Origin of the sequence: Streptomyces erythrochromogenes (assembly GCF_036170895.1) — a bacterium.
GTDB classification, from domain to species: domain Bacteria; phylum Actinomycetota; class Actinomycetes; order Streptomycetales; family Streptomycetaceae; genus Streptomyces; species Streptomyces erythrochromogenes.
On sequence record NZ_CP108036.1, the window covers coordinates 280,856 to 295,469 of the forward strand.

Here is a 14,614-nt window from a genome sequence, read left to right on the forward strand (position 1 = left end):
TGCCTGCTGCTCGGTGGACAGGTTCTTGCCGCAAGCGGATCCGGCGCCCTGCGCTGGTTCTGCACGCCGCCGTCCAGCACGGCGCCGCGCTCCGCGGCGGTCACGCCGGTGGAGGCGAGCAGGCCGGGGCGCCCCGCACCGCCGATGAACCGCACATCAGAGCGGGGGTGCCTCACTGCGCGTGAGCGCGCGGCCGAAGCGCCTGTTACAGGACTCCGCCCCCGTTCGGCGCACAGCGCACGACATGGCGTGAATGAGCTGCTTATCCGGCCAAAACGCTCTCACTTGGATGTCTTGCAGGCGGCGCCCGCACCCCGGCCCATGGACGTCAACCTGCCTGTGACGCCTGCCTCTTACAAGCGAGAGTTACGGACATGTCCGCATTGAGAAACACACATCACAAGTTGTGGCGGTTGGCAGCGGTACGGGCCAGAGTGTGGCTCCCCGGCAGGACGCCGGGTACCGCACGGAGCTCGCCCGGCTCGCACAGGACCGGGCCGGGCCGACTGTTGAAGGAGCCATCTGCATGTCTGCTTCTCCCTCCACCCGCCGTGTTCTCGCCGCGGTCCTCGCGGCCGGCGCCCTGGTCGGCGCCGCCGCCGTGCCGGCCGCCGCCCACGACGACGACCGGCACGGCCACCGCGGCCGGCACTCCTCGATCGTCATCGGCGACGTCCAGCACGACGGGCACGGGCACGGCCACGGCCGCGACAGCCGCGCCCTGAACCGCGAATGGGTCGAGGTGAAGAACACCGGCCGCCACGCGGTGAACCTGCACGGCTTCACCCTCACCGACCGGGACGGCAACCGCTACCGCTTCAACCACCTCCGCCTGGACGGCCGTTCCAGTGTCAGGGTCCACACCGGGAGCGGCCGCGACACCCGCAGCGACGTCTACCAGGACCGCCGCCACCAGGTGTGGGACGAGCGCGACACCGCCACCCTGCGCGACGACCGGGGCAACGTCGTCGACACCGAGACCTGGGGACGCCGCGGACACCACGACGACCGCCGCCGCTGACCCGGGCCGGCAGCCACTCCGTCGGGGACCGTGAGCTGCCGGCCGCCGGAAACCGCGTGCCTCGGCAGCCGGCCGAGGCACGCGGCCCCCGACGCCGTAGGGCCCGCTTCCCCCTCAGGAGGCGGCCGTCCTCGAACTCTTCGCAGACAGCAGCTCATCCGACCCGGGAGGTTCGTGTGGAGTCCTGGCAGTGTTCCCCGTCAGCCGTTACGGTCCCTCAGCTGGCCCTCGACCCCTACCGCTTCCCGGGCGCCGATCGTGCGGAGTCCATGTCCTACGATGCCGCGCCGCAGGAGCAGTTCGACAGGGACGGCCTGTCTCCCCTCGGCACGGCAGATCCTCAGGCGGAGCGGCAGCCGTCAGGCCCGCGCCCCGCCTCGTCCCTGAAGCCCTGGGACCGGCGGCGCCTGGACCTGCATGCGGCGCTGACCGCCGTCGGCGTCCCACCGCTTCCCGGTGACATGGCGGCCATCCGCACCCTGTCCGCCCTCGACGACACGGTCAACGCGGCCCTCGTGCGATGGATCACCGCCGGCCACTGATCGGCCGTCGCCCGCCCGTCACTCCTCCTCGCCGCCCTCCGACTGGGCCCGCGCGCGCTTGGTGACCACGGCCGCCGCCGCGAGGGCACTCGCGGCGAAGGCCAGGCCGAGCATCCACCGCTGGTCGAAGGTGTGGCCGGTGGCGTGGTCGAGGGAGTAGCGGCCCGCCCCGGCGAGGCCGATGGCGGCGGCGGTGAACCCGAGGAAGGCCGGGTACTCGAACCCGCCGCCCTGGGCGAAGAAGCCCGCGGGAGCGTGGACGGAGACGGCGCCCGCCATGGCACCTGCGGCCGCGGCGCCGGCCGCCGGCGTCGCCAGGCCCAGTACGAGCAGCGCCCCTCCCCCGGTCTCCCCGAGCCCCGCGGCCAGGGCGCTCTGCCGGCCGGGGGTGAAGCCCATGTGCTCCATCGCGGCCGCCGTTTCGTCGAGGCCGGCACCGCCGAACCACCCGAACAGCTTCTGCGTGCCGTGCGCCATGAGCACCGCTCCGGTTCCGGCCCGAAGGGCCAGCAGAGCGAGGTCGCGTCGGTTGATGTAGCTCATCGAAGTCTCCCTGGAAGCGGCGGCCGGGTCGTGGTACGGCGACGACATCCGTATCCCGTCGGAGCGGCCGCGTCCCCGTGCCGGCCCGCAAGTCCGCCGAACGGACGGCCGCCCGGCGGAGCGGGAACCGCCGGGTGGGTCAGTCAGGGGGTGGTACGGACGCCGCCCCGCCAGACGGCGGTGAGCGAGGCGAGCGCGTGGACGTCGCGCGTGGGATCGCCCTCGGTCAGCACGAGGTCCGCGCGCAGACCGGGGGCGATACGGCCGCGGTCGCTCAGGCCGAAGTGGCGGGCGGGGACGGCGGTGGCCGCGGCGAGGGCCTCCTCTGCGCGGAGACCGGCCCCGGTGAGCAGCTGGAGTTCCCTGTGCAGGGCGGCGCCGTGGGCTGGGGCGAACGGGTTGGCGTCCGTTCCGGCGAGGATGGCGGCGCCCGCCGCGTGCAGGGCGCGCAGCGCGCCGACGGCGTTGGCGAGGTCGCCGGGATGCGCACAGCCTCCGGGCCGGGGCGGGCGCTGGGCGGTGAGCGTCTCGAACCATACGAGGGTGGAGACGACGAAGGCCCCCTGTGCGCGGATGCGTTCGGCCAGCCGCCGCGATTGCGGGTCCTCGGGCGCGAGGTCGGCCCAGACGTGGGCGAGGCCGTCCACGCCGGCGTCGAGCGCCCGGTGGGCCTCGGCGGCGGTGATCGCGTGGGCGACCACCCGCAGGCCGGCCGCGTGCGCCGCCGCGGTGAGGGCCCGGGCGACCGGCCGGGTCATGGCAGGCAGGTCGGTGTCGTGCGTGGCGCCGTCGTCGATGACGAGCTTGAGGTAGTCGGAGCCCTCGGCGCGTCGCGCCTCGACGAAGGCCGTGGCCTGTGCGGGTTCGGTGACGGAGTCGAACTCCGGTACGTCGGCCGGGTCGAGGAGGGTTCCCGTCAGGTCCTTCAGGAGCTGGAGCGGGTGTCCGCCGGGTGCGGTCGCCAGGACGCCGGCGCTGCGCAGGTCGGCCACGTCGTCGTGGGCGGCGGCGAGCTGCCGGTGGCGGGCCAGCGGGCGGGGCAGGCAGAACATGTCGAGTTCGGTGGTGACGCCGTGGCGCAGTGCCTCGGCGAGGCTGCCGTCGAACACGTGGGTGTGGGCGTCGACGAGTCCCGGCAGCAGGGTTCCGCCGCGCCCGTCGAACTCGGCGTCGAACGGGCCGTGGGCGCTGTCGCCGACCTCGGTGACGAGTCCGCCTTCGAGTACCACCTCGGTGGCGGCCGCGGCGGCGAGGGTGCGTTCGCCGTCGAACACGCGGACGTTGTGGATGCGGGTGCGAGACATCGGGGTCTTCTCCTCTTCCGTGGGTCCGGAAGGGTCTTCCCCTCCGGATGCCACCTCTGAGGGGAGGCCGGGCGCCGGGTGTGACATCGGGGCGTGGTTCTGTGTCCCGGCTCACACTCCGCCGGTCCGTGTCACATTCGGGGCGGGCGGAGGCTCTTGGGTGCGGGAGAGAAGGAGGACATCCGTGCCCATGACGCCCGCAACGCCGGTGCCGCCCACGACGGCCGCGGCGCCCACGACGGCCGACGTCGTCACCGAACAGTTCATCGGGCACCGCGAACTGCTGTTCTCGGTGGTCTACAACATGCTCGGCACCATCGCCGACACCGAGGACGTCCTGCAGGAGGTGTGGCTGGCCTGGTCCGCCCGCAATCGCCGGCCGTCCGCCGGGCCGGTGGACAACGTCCGGGCCTATCTGGTGCGCATCGCCGTCAACCAGGCCCTGGCGCGGCGAGCGGACATCAGCCGCCGCCGGGAGGCCTACGTCGGGCCGTGGCTGCCCGAGCCCCTGCTCCCGGGCGAGTTCGACGCGGTCGGCAGCGGCGCCGAGCGGGCCGAGGCACTGTCCATGGCGGTCATGGTCGTCCTGGAGACGCTGTCGCCGCTCGAGCGCGCCGTGTTCGTCCTGCACGAGGTGTTCGGGTTCGCGCATACGGAGATCGCGCGCATCCTGGACCGCTCGCCGGCGGCGGTGCGTCAGCTCGCCACCCGCGCGCGGCGCCACGTACGGGAGCGCCACCCGCGCCACCGGCCCGTACCGGATCTGCACGCGCGGGTCACCGAGCGGTTCGCCGAGGCCGCGCTGGGCGGTGACCTGCGGGCGCTGATGGAGGTCCTGGCGCCGGACGTCACGCTGTGGACCGACGGGGGCGGCAAGGGTGCGGCGGTCAGCCTGCGGCCCGTGCACGGCCGCGACCGGGTCGCCGCCGTGTTCGCCGCGGTGGCGCGGGGCCTGCCCGCGGCGGGGCTGGAGGTCAGGTACCGGTGGGTGGCCGGCGATCCGTGCGCGCTGGTCTTCTCCGGTGCCGGTCCGCTCGCCGCGGTGATCGTGGACCTCACGCCGGACGGCGAGCGGATCGCCGGCATCTTCTCCATCACGAACCCGGACAAGCTCACCGGCCTTCCGCCGCACCGCGAGGACCCCGGCATGCCCCGCCCCTGACCACCGCGGCGGGCCGGACGCCCCGTGGGGCGTCCGGCCCGGGGGTCCCGAGGGTCGGCGGGCGGCGCCGTCTTCGAGGAAGTGGCGGATGTCGGCGGCGAGGGATGCCATCTGCTCGCCCGCTTCCAGCCGCGTGGTCACCGAGGCGCTCCAGCCCCCGGCGTCGTGCCGCCAGGGGCGCAGGGTCCAGGTGAGGGCGATGTACCCGCCCGACCGGAAGGCCGCGGACACGGGAGGTCGCGGTCGTCGGTCTCCCAGCGCCGCTCGCCGTCCCAGCCGGTGAAGTCCGCAGCCAGCTTCTCCAGGAACGGAGCGAGATCGCCGCCGTCCCCGATCCATGCCACGGCGTCGTCGAGGCGTGCGCGCATCCCCGGCGCCTCCACGGCGACCGCGTAGTGCACGCAATGGCCGTCGGAGCTGTGCCGGTCGTGGAAGCCGACCCGCACGGACGCGTTGTCCCGGCAGCGGATGACCACGTGCGGCCGTTCATCGAAATCGTCGTCCTGGGAGATCACCCGGAGAACCCTGGGTCAGCGCGCGACCCCGCCGTCACCCGCACCCTGGAGCCACACGTAGGCGACCGGCTGGGCCTCGTTCCAGGAGTCGGCGAGGGCGGGGTCGACGGGCTCGAACCCGGCGCCGCGGTAGCACCGCAGGGCTCTTTCGTTGTCCGGGTGCACGCGCATGAAGACGTCGCGGTAGCCCGCCCCGACGGCCCGGGCGAGGAGGCCCCGCACGAGTTCGCGGCCCCGGCCCGTCCCCCGGGTGTCCGGCGCGACGATGATCCGGGCCAGCTCGACCTCGTCCTCCTCGGCGTCGAACCACAGCTCTCCGTAGCCCACGACCCTCTCGTCCTCGACGAGGACGTGGGCCCGGAGGTCGGTGTCCAGCTGCCAGTCGGTGATCGTCTGCGCGGGCACGGGGAACTCCTGCCGCCCGCACCACAGGGCGACCTCACCGGCCGTGGCCGGCCAGCCGGCCACCGTCGCGGCGTGAGCAGCGGCAAAAGGAAGAAGATCCATACCCGTCGATCCATCCGGAGTCACGATCTGGCGGTCGCCTCCCGAACCGGGAGGCAGGCCGACCCTACGTGCCCCGTACGGGCCGGCGCACCCGGATTCCGTGCACGTTCCGTGACCGCGCAGCGGCGGCACCGCGCCCACAGGGCGCGGGAGGGCCGTCGCGTTCACACTGGCAGGACGACGAGTGCAGTGCGCTGCGTGCAGCGCGGCAAGGAGGCCGGATGAGCTGGGCATCATGGACCACTCGCGGGATCTTCGCCGGTCGGGACGGAGTCATGACCGGCGAGGAGGGACCCGCCCTCACCGGTGAGCTCGACATCCACACCACGTGGACCGAGGTCGACGGTCTGGCGCACGTCACGGTGCAGTACAGCGGGGCGTCCGACTGGCTTCCCCTTGCCGGAAGCCCCATTCCGTGCCCCAGTGAGGAGGCGAGCCGCGCCCTGCACGAGGCGGTCATCAATTCCGTACGCGCCGGAGCGACCCTGCCCCTGAGCACCGGCCTTCCCTGAGCCGTGGGCGTCAGGCCGCCGCGGTCACGCTCTTGCGGGCCGCGTGGGCCCGGCGTTCCTCCTCGGTGAGGCCGCCCCACACTCCGTACGCCTCACCGGTGCTCAGCGCGTGCCGCAGGCACGCGGTCCGCACCGGGCACCCGGCGCAGATCTCCTTGGCCGCCTCGTCGCGGGCGGCGCGGTCCTCACCGCGTTCTCCCGCCGGGTGGAAGAACCTGCGCGAGCCCAGGCCCCGGCAGGCCGCTTCCGCCTGCCACGCCCAGTGGTGCTCGGCCCGGCCCGGGAGTCGCGACACGTCGGACATTGCTTGCTCCTTCCGTGGGATGGTGATGACGAAGGCTCGCCTGCTCACGATCCGGCGGATGAAACGTCCGTCGCGACGGGCCCGCCGGCCGCAGTGGGGTGTCTGCGGCCGGCGGACGTCTTCGCGGCCCTGGCGTGCCGGCTACGCGGCGTCCGTCATGCGGGCGAACACCACCACGTTGCTGTCGTAGTAGTGCTTCTTGGGGTCGAAGTCCCCCCCGCAGGTGACCAGTCGCAGGCCCGCGTGGTCGAGGTTCTTGTAGACCTCCAGCGTGGGGAACTCGGCCTTCGGGTATTCGGCGACCCGGTCCACCGTGAACGTGGCCGTCTTGCCGTCCTTGCGCGTCACCTTGATGGTGTCACCGCCCTTCATCGTCTTCAGCTTCTCGAACACGGCTGATGCTCCGTTCCACGTGACGTGCCCTGCGATCACGGCCGGTCCCTGGGAGCCGGGTGTCGGCCCCGGCTCGTACCAGCCCGCGAGCGCGGGGTCCTTCGGGGTCTGCATGGTGCCGTCGGGGTTCTGCCGCAGCGTCTCCAGGGTGCTGGTCAGGCCCAGCGAGGGGATCGTGATCTTCTGCGGCTCCGACCGGGCGAGGGCGGGCCCGGCCTTGGCCGCGCCGCCACCCGTACCGTTCTGGGATGCGTCCGCGGGTGCCGCGGCGCCGTCTCCGGCGGGAGCCGGCGCGCCGGGGGCGGCGGCGCCCGGCACCCCGGCCTGCCCCTGCGGGGCGGGCGGCTTCACCGCGTTCTGGCCTCCGCATCCCGCGAGGAGCAGGGCGCCGAGGGCCGCGGCCGCGGCCACGAGGGGGCGTACGCTGCGGGGCCGGAGCCGGGGCCGGGGCCCCGGCCGCACGGTGCCCGCGTCCGTGACCGGGGCGGGGGTCCGCTTCACGCGCCGCCCCCGGTGCTCTCCCGGCGGGCGCGGACGGGGACGGGTACGGCGGAGGCCCGCTTCCGGGTGAGGGCCACCGCACCGGCCGCCACCGCGAGCACGGTGATCGCCACACCGTCGCGGACCGTCACCGGCACGGAAGCGCCCTCCGACGCGGTCTGCGAGGAACCGCCGCCGGTCTCGATGGCACCGACCGGGAGGGATCCGACGGCCGCGCCCTTGACCTCTCCGCAGTTGGTCGGGGCCGTGGCCTCCTGGGGCAGCTTCGGGTCGAGCTCGCTCTTGCCGGCTCCCTCGAAGTCGTACTTGCCGTTCTTGTTCCGGTCGATGCCGTGCTGTACGACGTGCAGGTCCTTGATGTGCTCGACCACGTCCTGCCCGACGGTCAGGGTCCGCTTGTAGGAGAGCTTGCCCTGCTTGTCGGCCTTGGGCATGCGCTCCACGGCCAGACCGCTGGCGGGGTTGGTGTCCCCCGTCGTGGTGAGCGAGATGTTGATGTCGCCGTAGTCGTGCGTGGCCTCGGTGTTGCTGAGGACTCCGTCGCGGTTGGTGTCGTCGGTCGCGTCCGGGCACTTGAAGTCGTGCCCCTTCGTCGAACCGTGCAGGTGCTGGGCCGACGGCTGTCCGGGCACCATGCCCTCGGATTCGATCTGCACGGTCAGCTGATTGCCCTTCAGGTTGAGCAGCACCGTGCCGCGGGAACCCGACTTGTTCAGCTGCGCCAGGTCGATCTGGTACGCCTTTCCGCCCTCCGCGAGAGCTGGTCCCGAAAGACCGAGGGTCAGGAACACGGCTGCGGGTACGGCGGTGAGAACCACGTGGCGACCGGCGCGCTTGACTATCACATTCGCTCCTGTTCCGTGGATCCCCAGGACGGGAATCGCAGATCGTACGGGGTGGAAACGTGCCCCCGGTAAGGGCCTCGTTCCTTCTTCGGCGCCCCAACGCCTTTGGATGGGTGTCTGTTTGATGATTTTTCGGCGCCCACTGCGTCCGGCAGCCTTCCCCCGGTCATCCAGATGCGTGACATCGCATCGGCCAGGGCGGGGAATCGGGCGGCCTCGCAGAGCATCACCGAGAGCACGAGCATTCCGTGCGCGGTGGATTTCGGATCACGGTTTTGGTGCAGCCACATGACCGCGTCGCCCAGGGGGCGGCGTCCCAGGAGGATCCCCGAACGCCGCACGCCCGCGGCCGACTCCAGGTCCCGGCGGCGGCCGCCGAACGGCAGTTCCTGCGTTCGGCTGATGCCCGGCGGGGCGGCCGAGTCCCGCACGTGGCGCACGTACGCCTCCGGCGGGGCCTGCCCGTTCTCGAAGGTGTTGCGGAATCCGACGATGCGAGGGCCTGCGTCCTGCAGGCGGAGCTCTATGTAGAGCTCGATGAACAAGCCTCGAAGTTGAATGCGGAGGGGGAGGTGGGATTCGTCCTGGGAATCGCCCTCGCCCCCCGGGCCGGCCATGCTGAAAATACCGTGAGCATCAGCGGCTCTCGACCTGATGGTCGACGTCAGGAGCCGATACTCGTCCACCGATGCGTACGCCGAGGAAAACGACACGGGTTTCAGCATGGCCGCCTGCATCAGGTGGAGGAGCCGGTACCCGGACTCCTCTGAAGTAATCTGAACGGAATCGGTTCGACCTTGCTGTACTCACGCACGCGCATCCACCGCCTTCGACATATTCCGAGCGCCGACGGGAGACGTCGTCCCCATCGCCGGATTCGGTTTCGGTTTCGGTTCGGTCTCGACCTTTGTAGTCGTCCTGGCGGCGGCCGGGCGAATAGTTGGCCTGTGATGCCAAAAAATCAGCGCGCGGTCCCGGCGTGCGGGATGTGGTCAGCGGTCGCGGCCGGTGGCGGCCGCGGCGCCGACCGCCTGTTCCAGCACCTCCAGGACGGTGTCGCGGAACAGCGTGGTCTTGTAGCCGGTCTGCGGCAGCGGCCGGCAGCGGCTCAGCACGGTCTCCGCCGCCGCGGCGAGGGCCCCGGCGGTGGCCTCGCGGCCGATCAGCGCGGCCTCCACCTCCGGCAGCCGCAGCGGGACGCGCGCCACCCCGCCCGCCGCGACGGCGACGTGCGTGACGGTGGCCCCGTCGAACGCGAGCCGGGCGGTGGCCTCGACCAGCGGCCACTCGGCGTAGGCCCGGCTGGTGGCCCTGTGGCAGGCGGCGCGTTCGCCGGGCAGGGGTGCGGGCAGCCGGACCGCGGTGAGGATGCGGTGCGGCGGCAGCAGGTGGTCGGCCTGGTGGAGCCGGTCGCCGTCGCCGTACAGGTCGGCGACGCTGCGCGGCGGTTCGTCGTGGACCTCGGCCTCGGCGTCGTACGTGAGCAGGGCCATCGCCAGGGTGGACGGGTGCGGGGTGATGCAGGGGCCCGCTCCGCTGACCACGCCGAAGTGGTGGTCCCCCTCGCGCGCGGGGCAGCCGGCGCCGCCCTTCTGGAGGCAGCTGACGTGCGGGTTGCGGAAGTACCAACAGCGGTTGCGCTGCAGCAGGTTGCCGCCCAGGGTGCCCGCCGCACGGATCTGCGGGGTGGCCGCGGTCCGCGCCGACAGCGCGAGGGCCGGCCAGCCGGCGCGCACCTGCGGATCGGCGGCCAGCGCGGCGAGGGTGGTCAGGGCGCCGATCCGCAGCCCGCCGTCGGGCAGCACCGTGGTGCCGTGCAGGTCGGCGGCGCCGTCGAGGTCGGTGAACGGCCCGGTGGAGAGGCCGCTGCGCTGCCGGGCGCCGGTGTCGGTGCCGCCGGCGCGCAGTTCCCCGCCGCGGGCCCGTACGGCGTCCGAGAGGCCGGTGAGGTCGGTGGGATCGGGCTCGGTGCTCACGTACCCAGTCCTTCCAGGAGCCGGTCGGGGCGGATGGGCATGTCGTACGGGCGCCAGCCGGTCGCGTCGTGAACGGCGTTGGCCAGGCACGCCGCGGTGGGCAGGGTGGCGATCTCGCCGAGGCCGACACCGCCGCCGGGGACGTGCTCGAAGCCCTCCTGGTGGAAGTGAACGGTGATCTCCGGGGTGTCGCCGATGCCGGGGATGCGGTAGTCCTCCAGGTTCTCGGTCAGCACCCGGCCGGTGACCGGGTCGGCGCGCCGTTCCTCGTACAGGGCGTAGCCGATCCCCTGGACGACGGCGCCCTCGCACTGGCTCCGGGCCAGCCGGTCCTCGTGGATGCGGCCCGCGGCGATGCCGCTCCACACGCGCAGCGGGCGGATCCGGCCGAGCCGTGTGTCCACCTCGACCTCGGCGACCTGCACCGACCCGGTGAACCCGCGGCCGATGGCGATACCGCCCAGGGTGAAGGGGGTGACGTAGCCGCGGCGGTCGCGGGGGCGCCGGCCGGTCACCCGTACGCCGTGCGCCGCGTCCAGCCGGGCGGCCACGTCGGATCCGCCGAGCGCGTCGCGCAGCCGGGCGGCTGCGTCCGCGGCGGCGGGCACCAGGGAGGGTGTGGTGCGGCTGCCGCCGGAGGTGGGGCCGTGGACGGTGTCGCTGTGGCCGATCTCGGCGCGCACCCGTGTCTCCGGCAGGCCGAGCGCCTCGGCGACGGCCCGGCGCAGCACGGTCCGCGAGCCCGTGCCCATGTCCTGTACGGCGCAGCGGGCGACGACGACCCCGTCCTCGACGGTGAGCTCGACCTCGGTGACGGGGTCGAGGAAGTACAGCCAGTTGGCCGCTGCGACGCCGACGCCGCGGCGGTACCGCCCGGTGCCGCCGCGACGGCCCGTCCAGACCGGGAGCGCGGCGGCCCAGTCGTACAGGGCGTGCCGTTTGGGGTTGCCGTCCCAGCGGCGGCGCAGGGCGATCGGGTCCTGGCCGAGCCGGTGGGCCATCTCGTCGACGGCCTGTTCCAGCGCCCAGCACATGGTGGGGCCGCCCGGGCCGCGGAAGGGGGCGCCCGGGGGCTGGTGGGTGACCGCGTCGAAGTCGCGGAGCCGGCGGGGGGCCTTGCCGTACATGAACCGGGCCAGGGCCGCGACGGAGCCGCCCACCGAGACGCCGCCGTCGTTGTCCGCGTCCATGGCCAGGGCGCTCAGGTCGCCGGAGGCGTCGGCGGCCATGGCCAGCCGGATGCGGGTGCCGGGCCGGTATCCGCCGTCGGTGAGCTCCTCGTCCCGGTCCAACACGACGCGTACGGGGGCGCCGTGCAGCCGGGCGAGCTCGACCGCGGCGACGACGTCGGAGGTCAGGCCCATCTTGCAGCCGAAGCCGCCGCCGACGTGGACGGCCCGCGCCACCACCCGTTCGACGGGGACGCCGAAGCGCTCGGCGGCGAGTTCGGCCACGCGTTTCACCGACTGCGTGGACACCTGGATGTGGAGGGTGCCTTCGGCCCAATGGGCGAGGCAGGCATGCGGTTCGAGCGGGGTGTGGGTCTGGGCCGCGGTGGTGAACACGCCTTCCACGACCCTTTCGGGGTTCTTCGTCCGCGCTTGCTGGATGCGGCGTACGGCCGCGGCGGGGCGTTTGCTCATGGCGGACGGGCCGCGCAGGTTGCCGCGCCAGCGGGCTGGGACCAGTTGGGGGGTCTCGCCGGATCCGGGTGCCCGTTTGCGCGCCGCCTTGTCCTCGTAGACCAGTGGGCCCTCGCCGGTGCGGGCCTGGCGTACGTCGAGGGCCGCCGACAGCACCTCGTAGTCCACGACGACGCGGGCGGCGGCCGCCCGTGCGGCGGCCCGGTCGGGTGCCGCGACCGCGGCGACCGGTTGTCCGACGTACCGCACGATGCCGTCGGGTGGCAGCAGGGGCACCAGCGGCAGGTCGCCGGCCTCGAGGGAGCGTACGTGCGCGTGTGCGTGCGGCGAGCGGATGATCACGCCTTCCAGCAGCCCGTCGGGGTGCAGGTCGGTGGTGTAGCGGGCCGATCCGTCGGTCTTCTCCGGGGCTTCGGTGCGCGCGGCAGCCGTCGCCTCCCTGCCGGTCGGCGCCGTGTCGTGGTCGCCTGCGCAGGCCGCGGCCACCGCCCTGTAGATGCCCTCGTAGGCGCCGCAGCGGCACAGGTGGCCCGCCAGGGCTTCGGCGATCTGTTCGCGCCCGGGCGGGGTGGTGCCGTGCTCGGCGCGCCACCGCTCGCAGAAGGCGGCCGCCCCGACGATGAAGCCCGGGGTGCAGTAGCCGCACTGGAGGGCGTCCTCGGCGGCGAAGGCGCGGGTCACGGGATGGCCCGACAGGCCCTCCACCGTCGTCACGCTCCGGCCTGCCAGCCGGGCCGCCGGTGTCAGGCAGGACACCCGGGGCTCGCCGTCGACCTGGATCGTGCAGGCCCCGCACACGCCGCCGGCGCAGACCAGCTTGGTGCCGGTCAGTCCCAGGCGGTCGCGCACCACCTCCACGGCGGCCGGGTCGTCGTCCACGTCGACCGTTCGCCGGGCGCCATTGACCTCGAACTCCACGAGACGTACTCCTCAGCCGTGGGGTGGTGACCGCCGGAGCATCACGCTCACCGTCACGCTCCTTGATATCCCGGCGCCGGGGCCGGCGCAGTGCGGCGCTCGCCCGTTCGCGTACGGTCCCGGCTCCCCCGGACCGGGCTCCGGGCCCCCGGGGCGGCGGATCGGAGGTGGCCGGTCGCTACTCCGTTCGCGGTGCGTCGGCGCGAAGTGCCCGGACGGTACGGGGGTCCGGCTCGGCCCCGGAATCCGCTTCCGGGGGCGCCGGAGCGCGAAGTAGCATCCCCGGATGCCCAACATCAAGACCCTGACGCCCGAGGCCGGCCGGATCGACGCGGACCGGCTGCGGGTGTACGACGCCGACCGGCTCGCGCGGTGCGCCGTCGACCCTGCGCAGCCGTGGTGGCGCCGGAAGGCGTGCGTGGAGGCGCTGACGGGCCGGGTTCCGCAGGCACGGGTGGGCGAACTGCTCGCCTGCGTCCGCGACACGGAGGACAACGGGACGATCCGCAAGGCGCTGCTCGGGCTCCTGTCGGACCGGGCCGAGCTCCTGCCCTGGCTGCGGCACGAGGACCGGCGGCGCGAGGAGGCCTACGGCATGCCGGAGGCCGTCCTCCAGGCGCGCGGGGCCCTCGGGGACCTCGCTGCGGCTGCCGAGTTGGCGACCCTCGCGTTCAGCCCCTGGTGGACCCGGCGGGCGGTCGGTGATGCCGGGCTGGACGCACTCGTGGACCGGCACGGGGCGCAGGCGGTGCTGGCCGAGCTCGCGGGCGGGCGGCCCGAAGACCGGGCCGTGGCCGTCCGCATGCGGGACCGCGCGGGTGAGGACGTCACCGACGCGCTCGCCGACCCCGACCCCGGGGTGGCCCACCTCGCGCAGTCGCTGCTGACCTCCCCGGACCGGATCCGCGCCTACCTCGACGAGGCTCCGACGGCCGACGCCGCGCTGTGGGCCTCCTACGCGCTGCACCGGCTGACCGATGACGCGGCACCGGTCCGGGCCGTGTACGAGGCGCTCGGGCGCCCCAGGGTGGAGGTCGAGGGCCTGGACGAGGAAGTGCGCCGGGCGATCGTCCACGAGTACGGGCCGGAGTGCGAGAAGCAGAGCGACCCGCGCTGGCGGATCGAGGCCCTGTGCACGGAGCCGCCGCCGGCGCCGGACGAGGAGCGGCAGCTGGCCCGGGCGACGGCCGCGCTGGCGGCGGCGGGGCTGGCGCCCCGTACCCCGCTCTCCTGCGGTGAGGCCCACCGCCAGGGCGGCGGGACGTACCACGTGATCGGGTACGGGGAGGGCGGCAGGAGCGAGGTCTTCATCAGCACCCTGGGGCCGTTCGCCGGCAACCACGAGGACGACCCCGCGGCACGCACCGCCCTCGAACCGGCCGGATTCCGCTGGATCGACGGGCCCACGGGCGCGGTCCGGGTCACCGACCTCGGCGTCTACTACTTCGGTGCGCGCGAACCGCTCGACGTCAGCACGCTGCTGTTCTACTGGCAGGACTGAGGGCGGCGGTCAGGCGGGCTGCCAGAGTTCGATGCGGTTGCCCTCGGGGTCGGTGACCCAGCCGAAGCGGCCGACGCCGGCCATGTCCTGCGTCTCCTCGGCCACGTCGGCGCCCTTGGCGCGCAGTTGGGCGAGCATCGCGTCCAGGTCGCGTACGCGGAAGTTGAGCATGGTCTGCTGGGCCGAAGCGCGGGGCCCGAAGTAGTCGGTGTCGGACTCGAACGTCGCGAACACCGTCGGCCCGGGTTCCTGGCGCCACAGGCCGTGTTCGTCGGCGCCGAGGCCCAGGCAGTCGCGGTACCAGGCCGTCAGGGCCGCCGGGTCGGCAGCCCGCAGGAAGTATCCGCCGATTCCGAGTACGCGTTCCATGGCGCCATCCTGCCAGGACGGCGGCCGGGCGACCCCGCACCGTCCACCGCGTCCGGGT

General features: G+C 73.7%; 15 protein-coding genes and 2 pseudogenes. 5 read left to right on the forward strand and 12 right to left on the reverse strand.

Annotated elements, in window-relative coordinates; translation table 11 throughout:
- Nucleotides 1-526: 526 nt before the first annotated feature.
- Nucleotides 527-1,021: a lamin tail domain-containing protein gene (locus tag OHA91_RS01345; protein WP_328738349.1), complete on the forward strand. Its 495-nt coding sequence runs from the start codon at nucleotides 527-529 to the stop codon at nucleotides 1,019-1,021.
- Between the two features lie 269 nt (nucleotides 1,022-1,290).
- Nucleotides 1,291-1,563, forward strand: a complete 273-nt coding sequence (locus OHA91_RS01350) for a hypothetical protein (protein ID WP_266496504.1) — start codon at nucleotides 1,291-1,293, stop codon at nucleotides 1,561-1,563.
- Between the two features lie 18 nt (nucleotides 1,564-1,581).
- Here the strand turns inward: OHA91_RS01350 and OHA91_RS01355 are convergent, their stop codons facing one another.
- The gene (locus tag OHA91_RS01355; RefSeq protein WP_328741044.1) at nucleotides 1,582-2,106 is read right to left on the reverse strand and encodes a DoxX family protein; all 525 of its coding nucleotides are present in this window, start codon (nucleotides 2,104-2,106) and stop codon (nucleotides 1,582-1,584) included.
- 143 nt (nucleotides 2,107-2,249) lie between these two features.
- Complete coding sequence (locus tag OHA91_RS01360; protein ID WP_328738350.1) at nucleotides 2,250-3,410, reverse strand: amidohydrolase family protein; 1,161 nt, start codon at nucleotides 3,408-3,410, stop codon at nucleotides 2,250-2,252.
- 190 nt (nucleotides 3,411-3,600) lie between these two features.
- Between OHA91_RS01360 and OHA91_RS01365 the strand changes: the two genes are divergently transcribed.
- Entirely contained in the window at nucleotides 3,601-4,572 is a 972-nt protein-coding gene (locus OHA91_RS01365; protein ID WP_328738351.1) for a sigma-70 family RNA polymerase sigma factor, read from the forward strand.
- A 129-nt stretch (nucleotides 4,573-4,701) separates the two neighbouring features.
- On the opposite strand, the pseudogene OHA91_RS01370 reads toward OHA91_RS01365, so the two are convergent.
- The 3 genes and pseudogenes from OHA91_RS01370 to OHA91_RS01380 form a co-directional block, all read right to left on the reverse strand.
- Nucleotides 4,702-4,911 (reverse strand): annotated as a pseudogene (locus OHA91_RS01370) (DUF6228 family protein); the annotation flags it as partial.
- Nucleotides 4,866-5,087, reverse strand: a pseudogene (locus OHA91_RS01375) (DUF6228 family protein); the annotation flags it as partial. The pseudogenes OHA91_RS01370 and OHA91_RS01375, both read right to left, overlap by 46 nt.
- Before the next feature lie 15 nt (nucleotides 5,088-5,102).
- Nucleotides 5,103-5,594, reverse strand: coding sequence for a GNAT family N-acetyltransferase (locus OHA91_RS01380; RefSeq protein ID WP_328738352.1), 492 nt, complete (start codon nucleotides 5,592-5,594; stop codon nucleotides 5,103-5,105).
- 221 nt (nucleotides 5,595-5,815) lie between these two features.
- Here OHA91_RS01380 and OHA91_RS01385 point away from each other — a divergent pair, with 221 nt between their 5' ends.
- On the forward strand, nucleotides 5,816-6,106 hold the full coding sequence (locus OHA91_RS01385; RefSeq protein ID WP_266496493.1) for a hypothetical protein: 291 nt from the start codon (nucleotides 5,816-5,818) through the stop codon (nucleotides 6,104-6,106).
- A 10-nt stretch (nucleotides 6,107-6,116) separates the two neighbouring features.
- Here the strand turns inward: OHA91_RS01385 and OHA91_RS01390 are convergent, their stop codons facing one another.
- From OHA91_RS01390 to OHA91_RS01415, 6 genes are all read right to left on the reverse strand, one after another.
- Nucleotides 6,117-6,410 (reverse strand): WhiB family transcriptional regulator, encoded by a 294-nt coding sequence (locus tag OHA91_RS01390; protein WP_266496490.1) that lies wholly within the window; start codon nucleotides 6,408-6,410, stop codon nucleotides 6,117-6,119.
- A 141-nt stretch (nucleotides 6,411-6,551) separates the two neighbouring features.
- Nucleotides 6,552-7,304: a class F sortase gene (locus tag OHA91_RS01395; RefSeq protein WP_328738353.1), complete on the reverse strand. Its 753-nt coding sequence runs from the start codon at nucleotides 7,302-7,304 to the stop codon at nucleotides 6,552-6,554.
- On the reverse strand, nucleotides 7,301-8,149 hold the full coding sequence (locus OHA91_RS01400; protein WP_266496486.1) for a hypothetical protein: 849 nt from the start codon (nucleotides 8,147-8,149) through the stop codon (nucleotides 7,301-7,303). Before OHA91_RS01400 ends, OHA91_RS01395 begins: the two co-directional genes overlap by 4 nt.
- Entirely contained in the window at nucleotides 8,146-8,886 is a 741-nt protein-coding gene (locus OHA91_RS01405) for a ribosome-inactivating family protein (protein ID WP_328738354.1), read from the reverse strand. Before OHA91_RS01405 ends, OHA91_RS01400 begins: the two co-directional genes overlap by 4 nt.
- Before the next feature lie 255 nt (nucleotides 8,887-9,141).
- The gene (locus OHA91_RS01410; RefSeq protein ID WP_266496481.1) at nucleotides 9,142-10,125 is read right to left on the reverse strand and encodes an FAD binding domain-containing protein; all 984 of its coding nucleotides are present in this window, start codon (nucleotides 10,123-10,125) and stop codon (nucleotides 9,142-9,144) included.
- The gene (locus OHA91_RS01415) at nucleotides 10,122-12,686 is read right to left on the reverse strand and encodes a molybdopterin-dependent oxidoreductase (protein ID WP_328738355.1); all 2,565 of its coding nucleotides are present in this window, start codon (nucleotides 12,684-12,686) and stop codon (nucleotides 10,122-10,124) included. The genes OHA91_RS01410 and OHA91_RS01415 overlap by 4 nt, the downstream gene beginning before the upstream one ends.
- A 286-nt stretch (nucleotides 12,687-12,972) precedes the next feature.
- Here OHA91_RS01415 and OHA91_RS01420 point away from each other — a divergent pair, with 286 nt between their 5' ends.
- Nucleotides 12,973-14,187: a hypothetical protein gene (locus tag OHA91_RS01420; RefSeq protein WP_328738356.1), complete on the forward strand. Its 1,215-nt coding sequence runs from the start codon at nucleotides 12,973-12,975 to the stop codon at nucleotides 14,185-14,187.
- A gap of 9 nt (nucleotides 14,188-14,196) precedes the next feature.
- On the opposite strand, the gene OHA91_RS01425 is transcribed toward OHA91_RS01420, so the two are convergent.
- A complete protein-coding gene (locus OHA91_RS01425) occupies nucleotides 14,197-14,556 on the reverse strand; it encodes a VOC family protein (protein ID WP_266496474.1) in 360 nt (119 codons plus the stop codon).
- Nucleotides 14,557-14,614 lie beyond the last annotated feature (58 nt).

Excerpts from the sequence above, each read along its gene's own strand:
- OHA91_RS01345 (WP_328738349.1), top strand. The coding sequence starts at position 527 with ATGTCTGCTTCTCCCTCCACCCGCCGTGTTCTCGCCGCGGTCCTCGCG.
- OHA91_RS01350 (WP_266496504.1), top strand. The coding sequence starts at position 1,291 with ATGTCCTACGATGCCGCGCCGCAGGAGCAGTTCGACAGGGACGGCCTG.
- OHA91_RS01355 (WP_328741044.1), bottom strand. The coding sequence starts at position 2,106 with ATGAGCTACATCAACCGACGCGACCTCGCTCTGCTGGCCCTTCGGGCC.
- OHA91_RS01360 (WP_328738350.1), bottom strand. The coding sequence starts at position 3,410 with ATGTCTCGCACCCGCATCCACAACGTCCGCGTGTTCGACGGCGAACGC.
- OHA91_RS01365 (WP_328738351.1), top strand. The coding sequence starts at position 3,601 with ATGACGCCCGCAACGCCGGTGCCGCCCACGACGGCCGCGGCGCCCACG.
- OHA91_RS01380 (WP_328738352.1), bottom strand. The coding sequence starts at position 5,594 with ATGGATCTTCTTCCTTTTGCCGCTGCTCACGCCGCGACGGTGGCCGGC.
- OHA91_RS01385 (WP_266496493.1), top strand. The coding sequence starts at position 5,816 with ATGAGCTGGGCATCATGGACCACTCGCGGGATCTTCGCCGGTCGGGAC.
- OHA91_RS01390 (WP_266496490.1), bottom strand. The coding sequence starts at position 6,410 with ATGTCCGACGTGTCGCGACTCCCGGGCCGGGCCGAGCACCACTGGGCG.
- OHA91_RS01405 (WP_328738354.1), bottom strand. The coding sequence starts at position 8,886 with ATGCAGGCGGCCATGCTGAAACCCGTGTCGTTTTCCTCGGCGTACGCA.
- OHA91_RS01420 (WP_328738356.1), top strand. The coding sequence starts at position 12,973 with ATGCCCAACATCAAGACCCTGACGCCCGAGGCCGGCCGGATCGACGCG.
- OHA91_RS01425 (WP_266496474.1), bottom strand. The coding sequence starts at position 14,556 with ATGGAACGCGTACTCGGAATCGGCGGATACTTCCTGCGGGCTGCCGAC.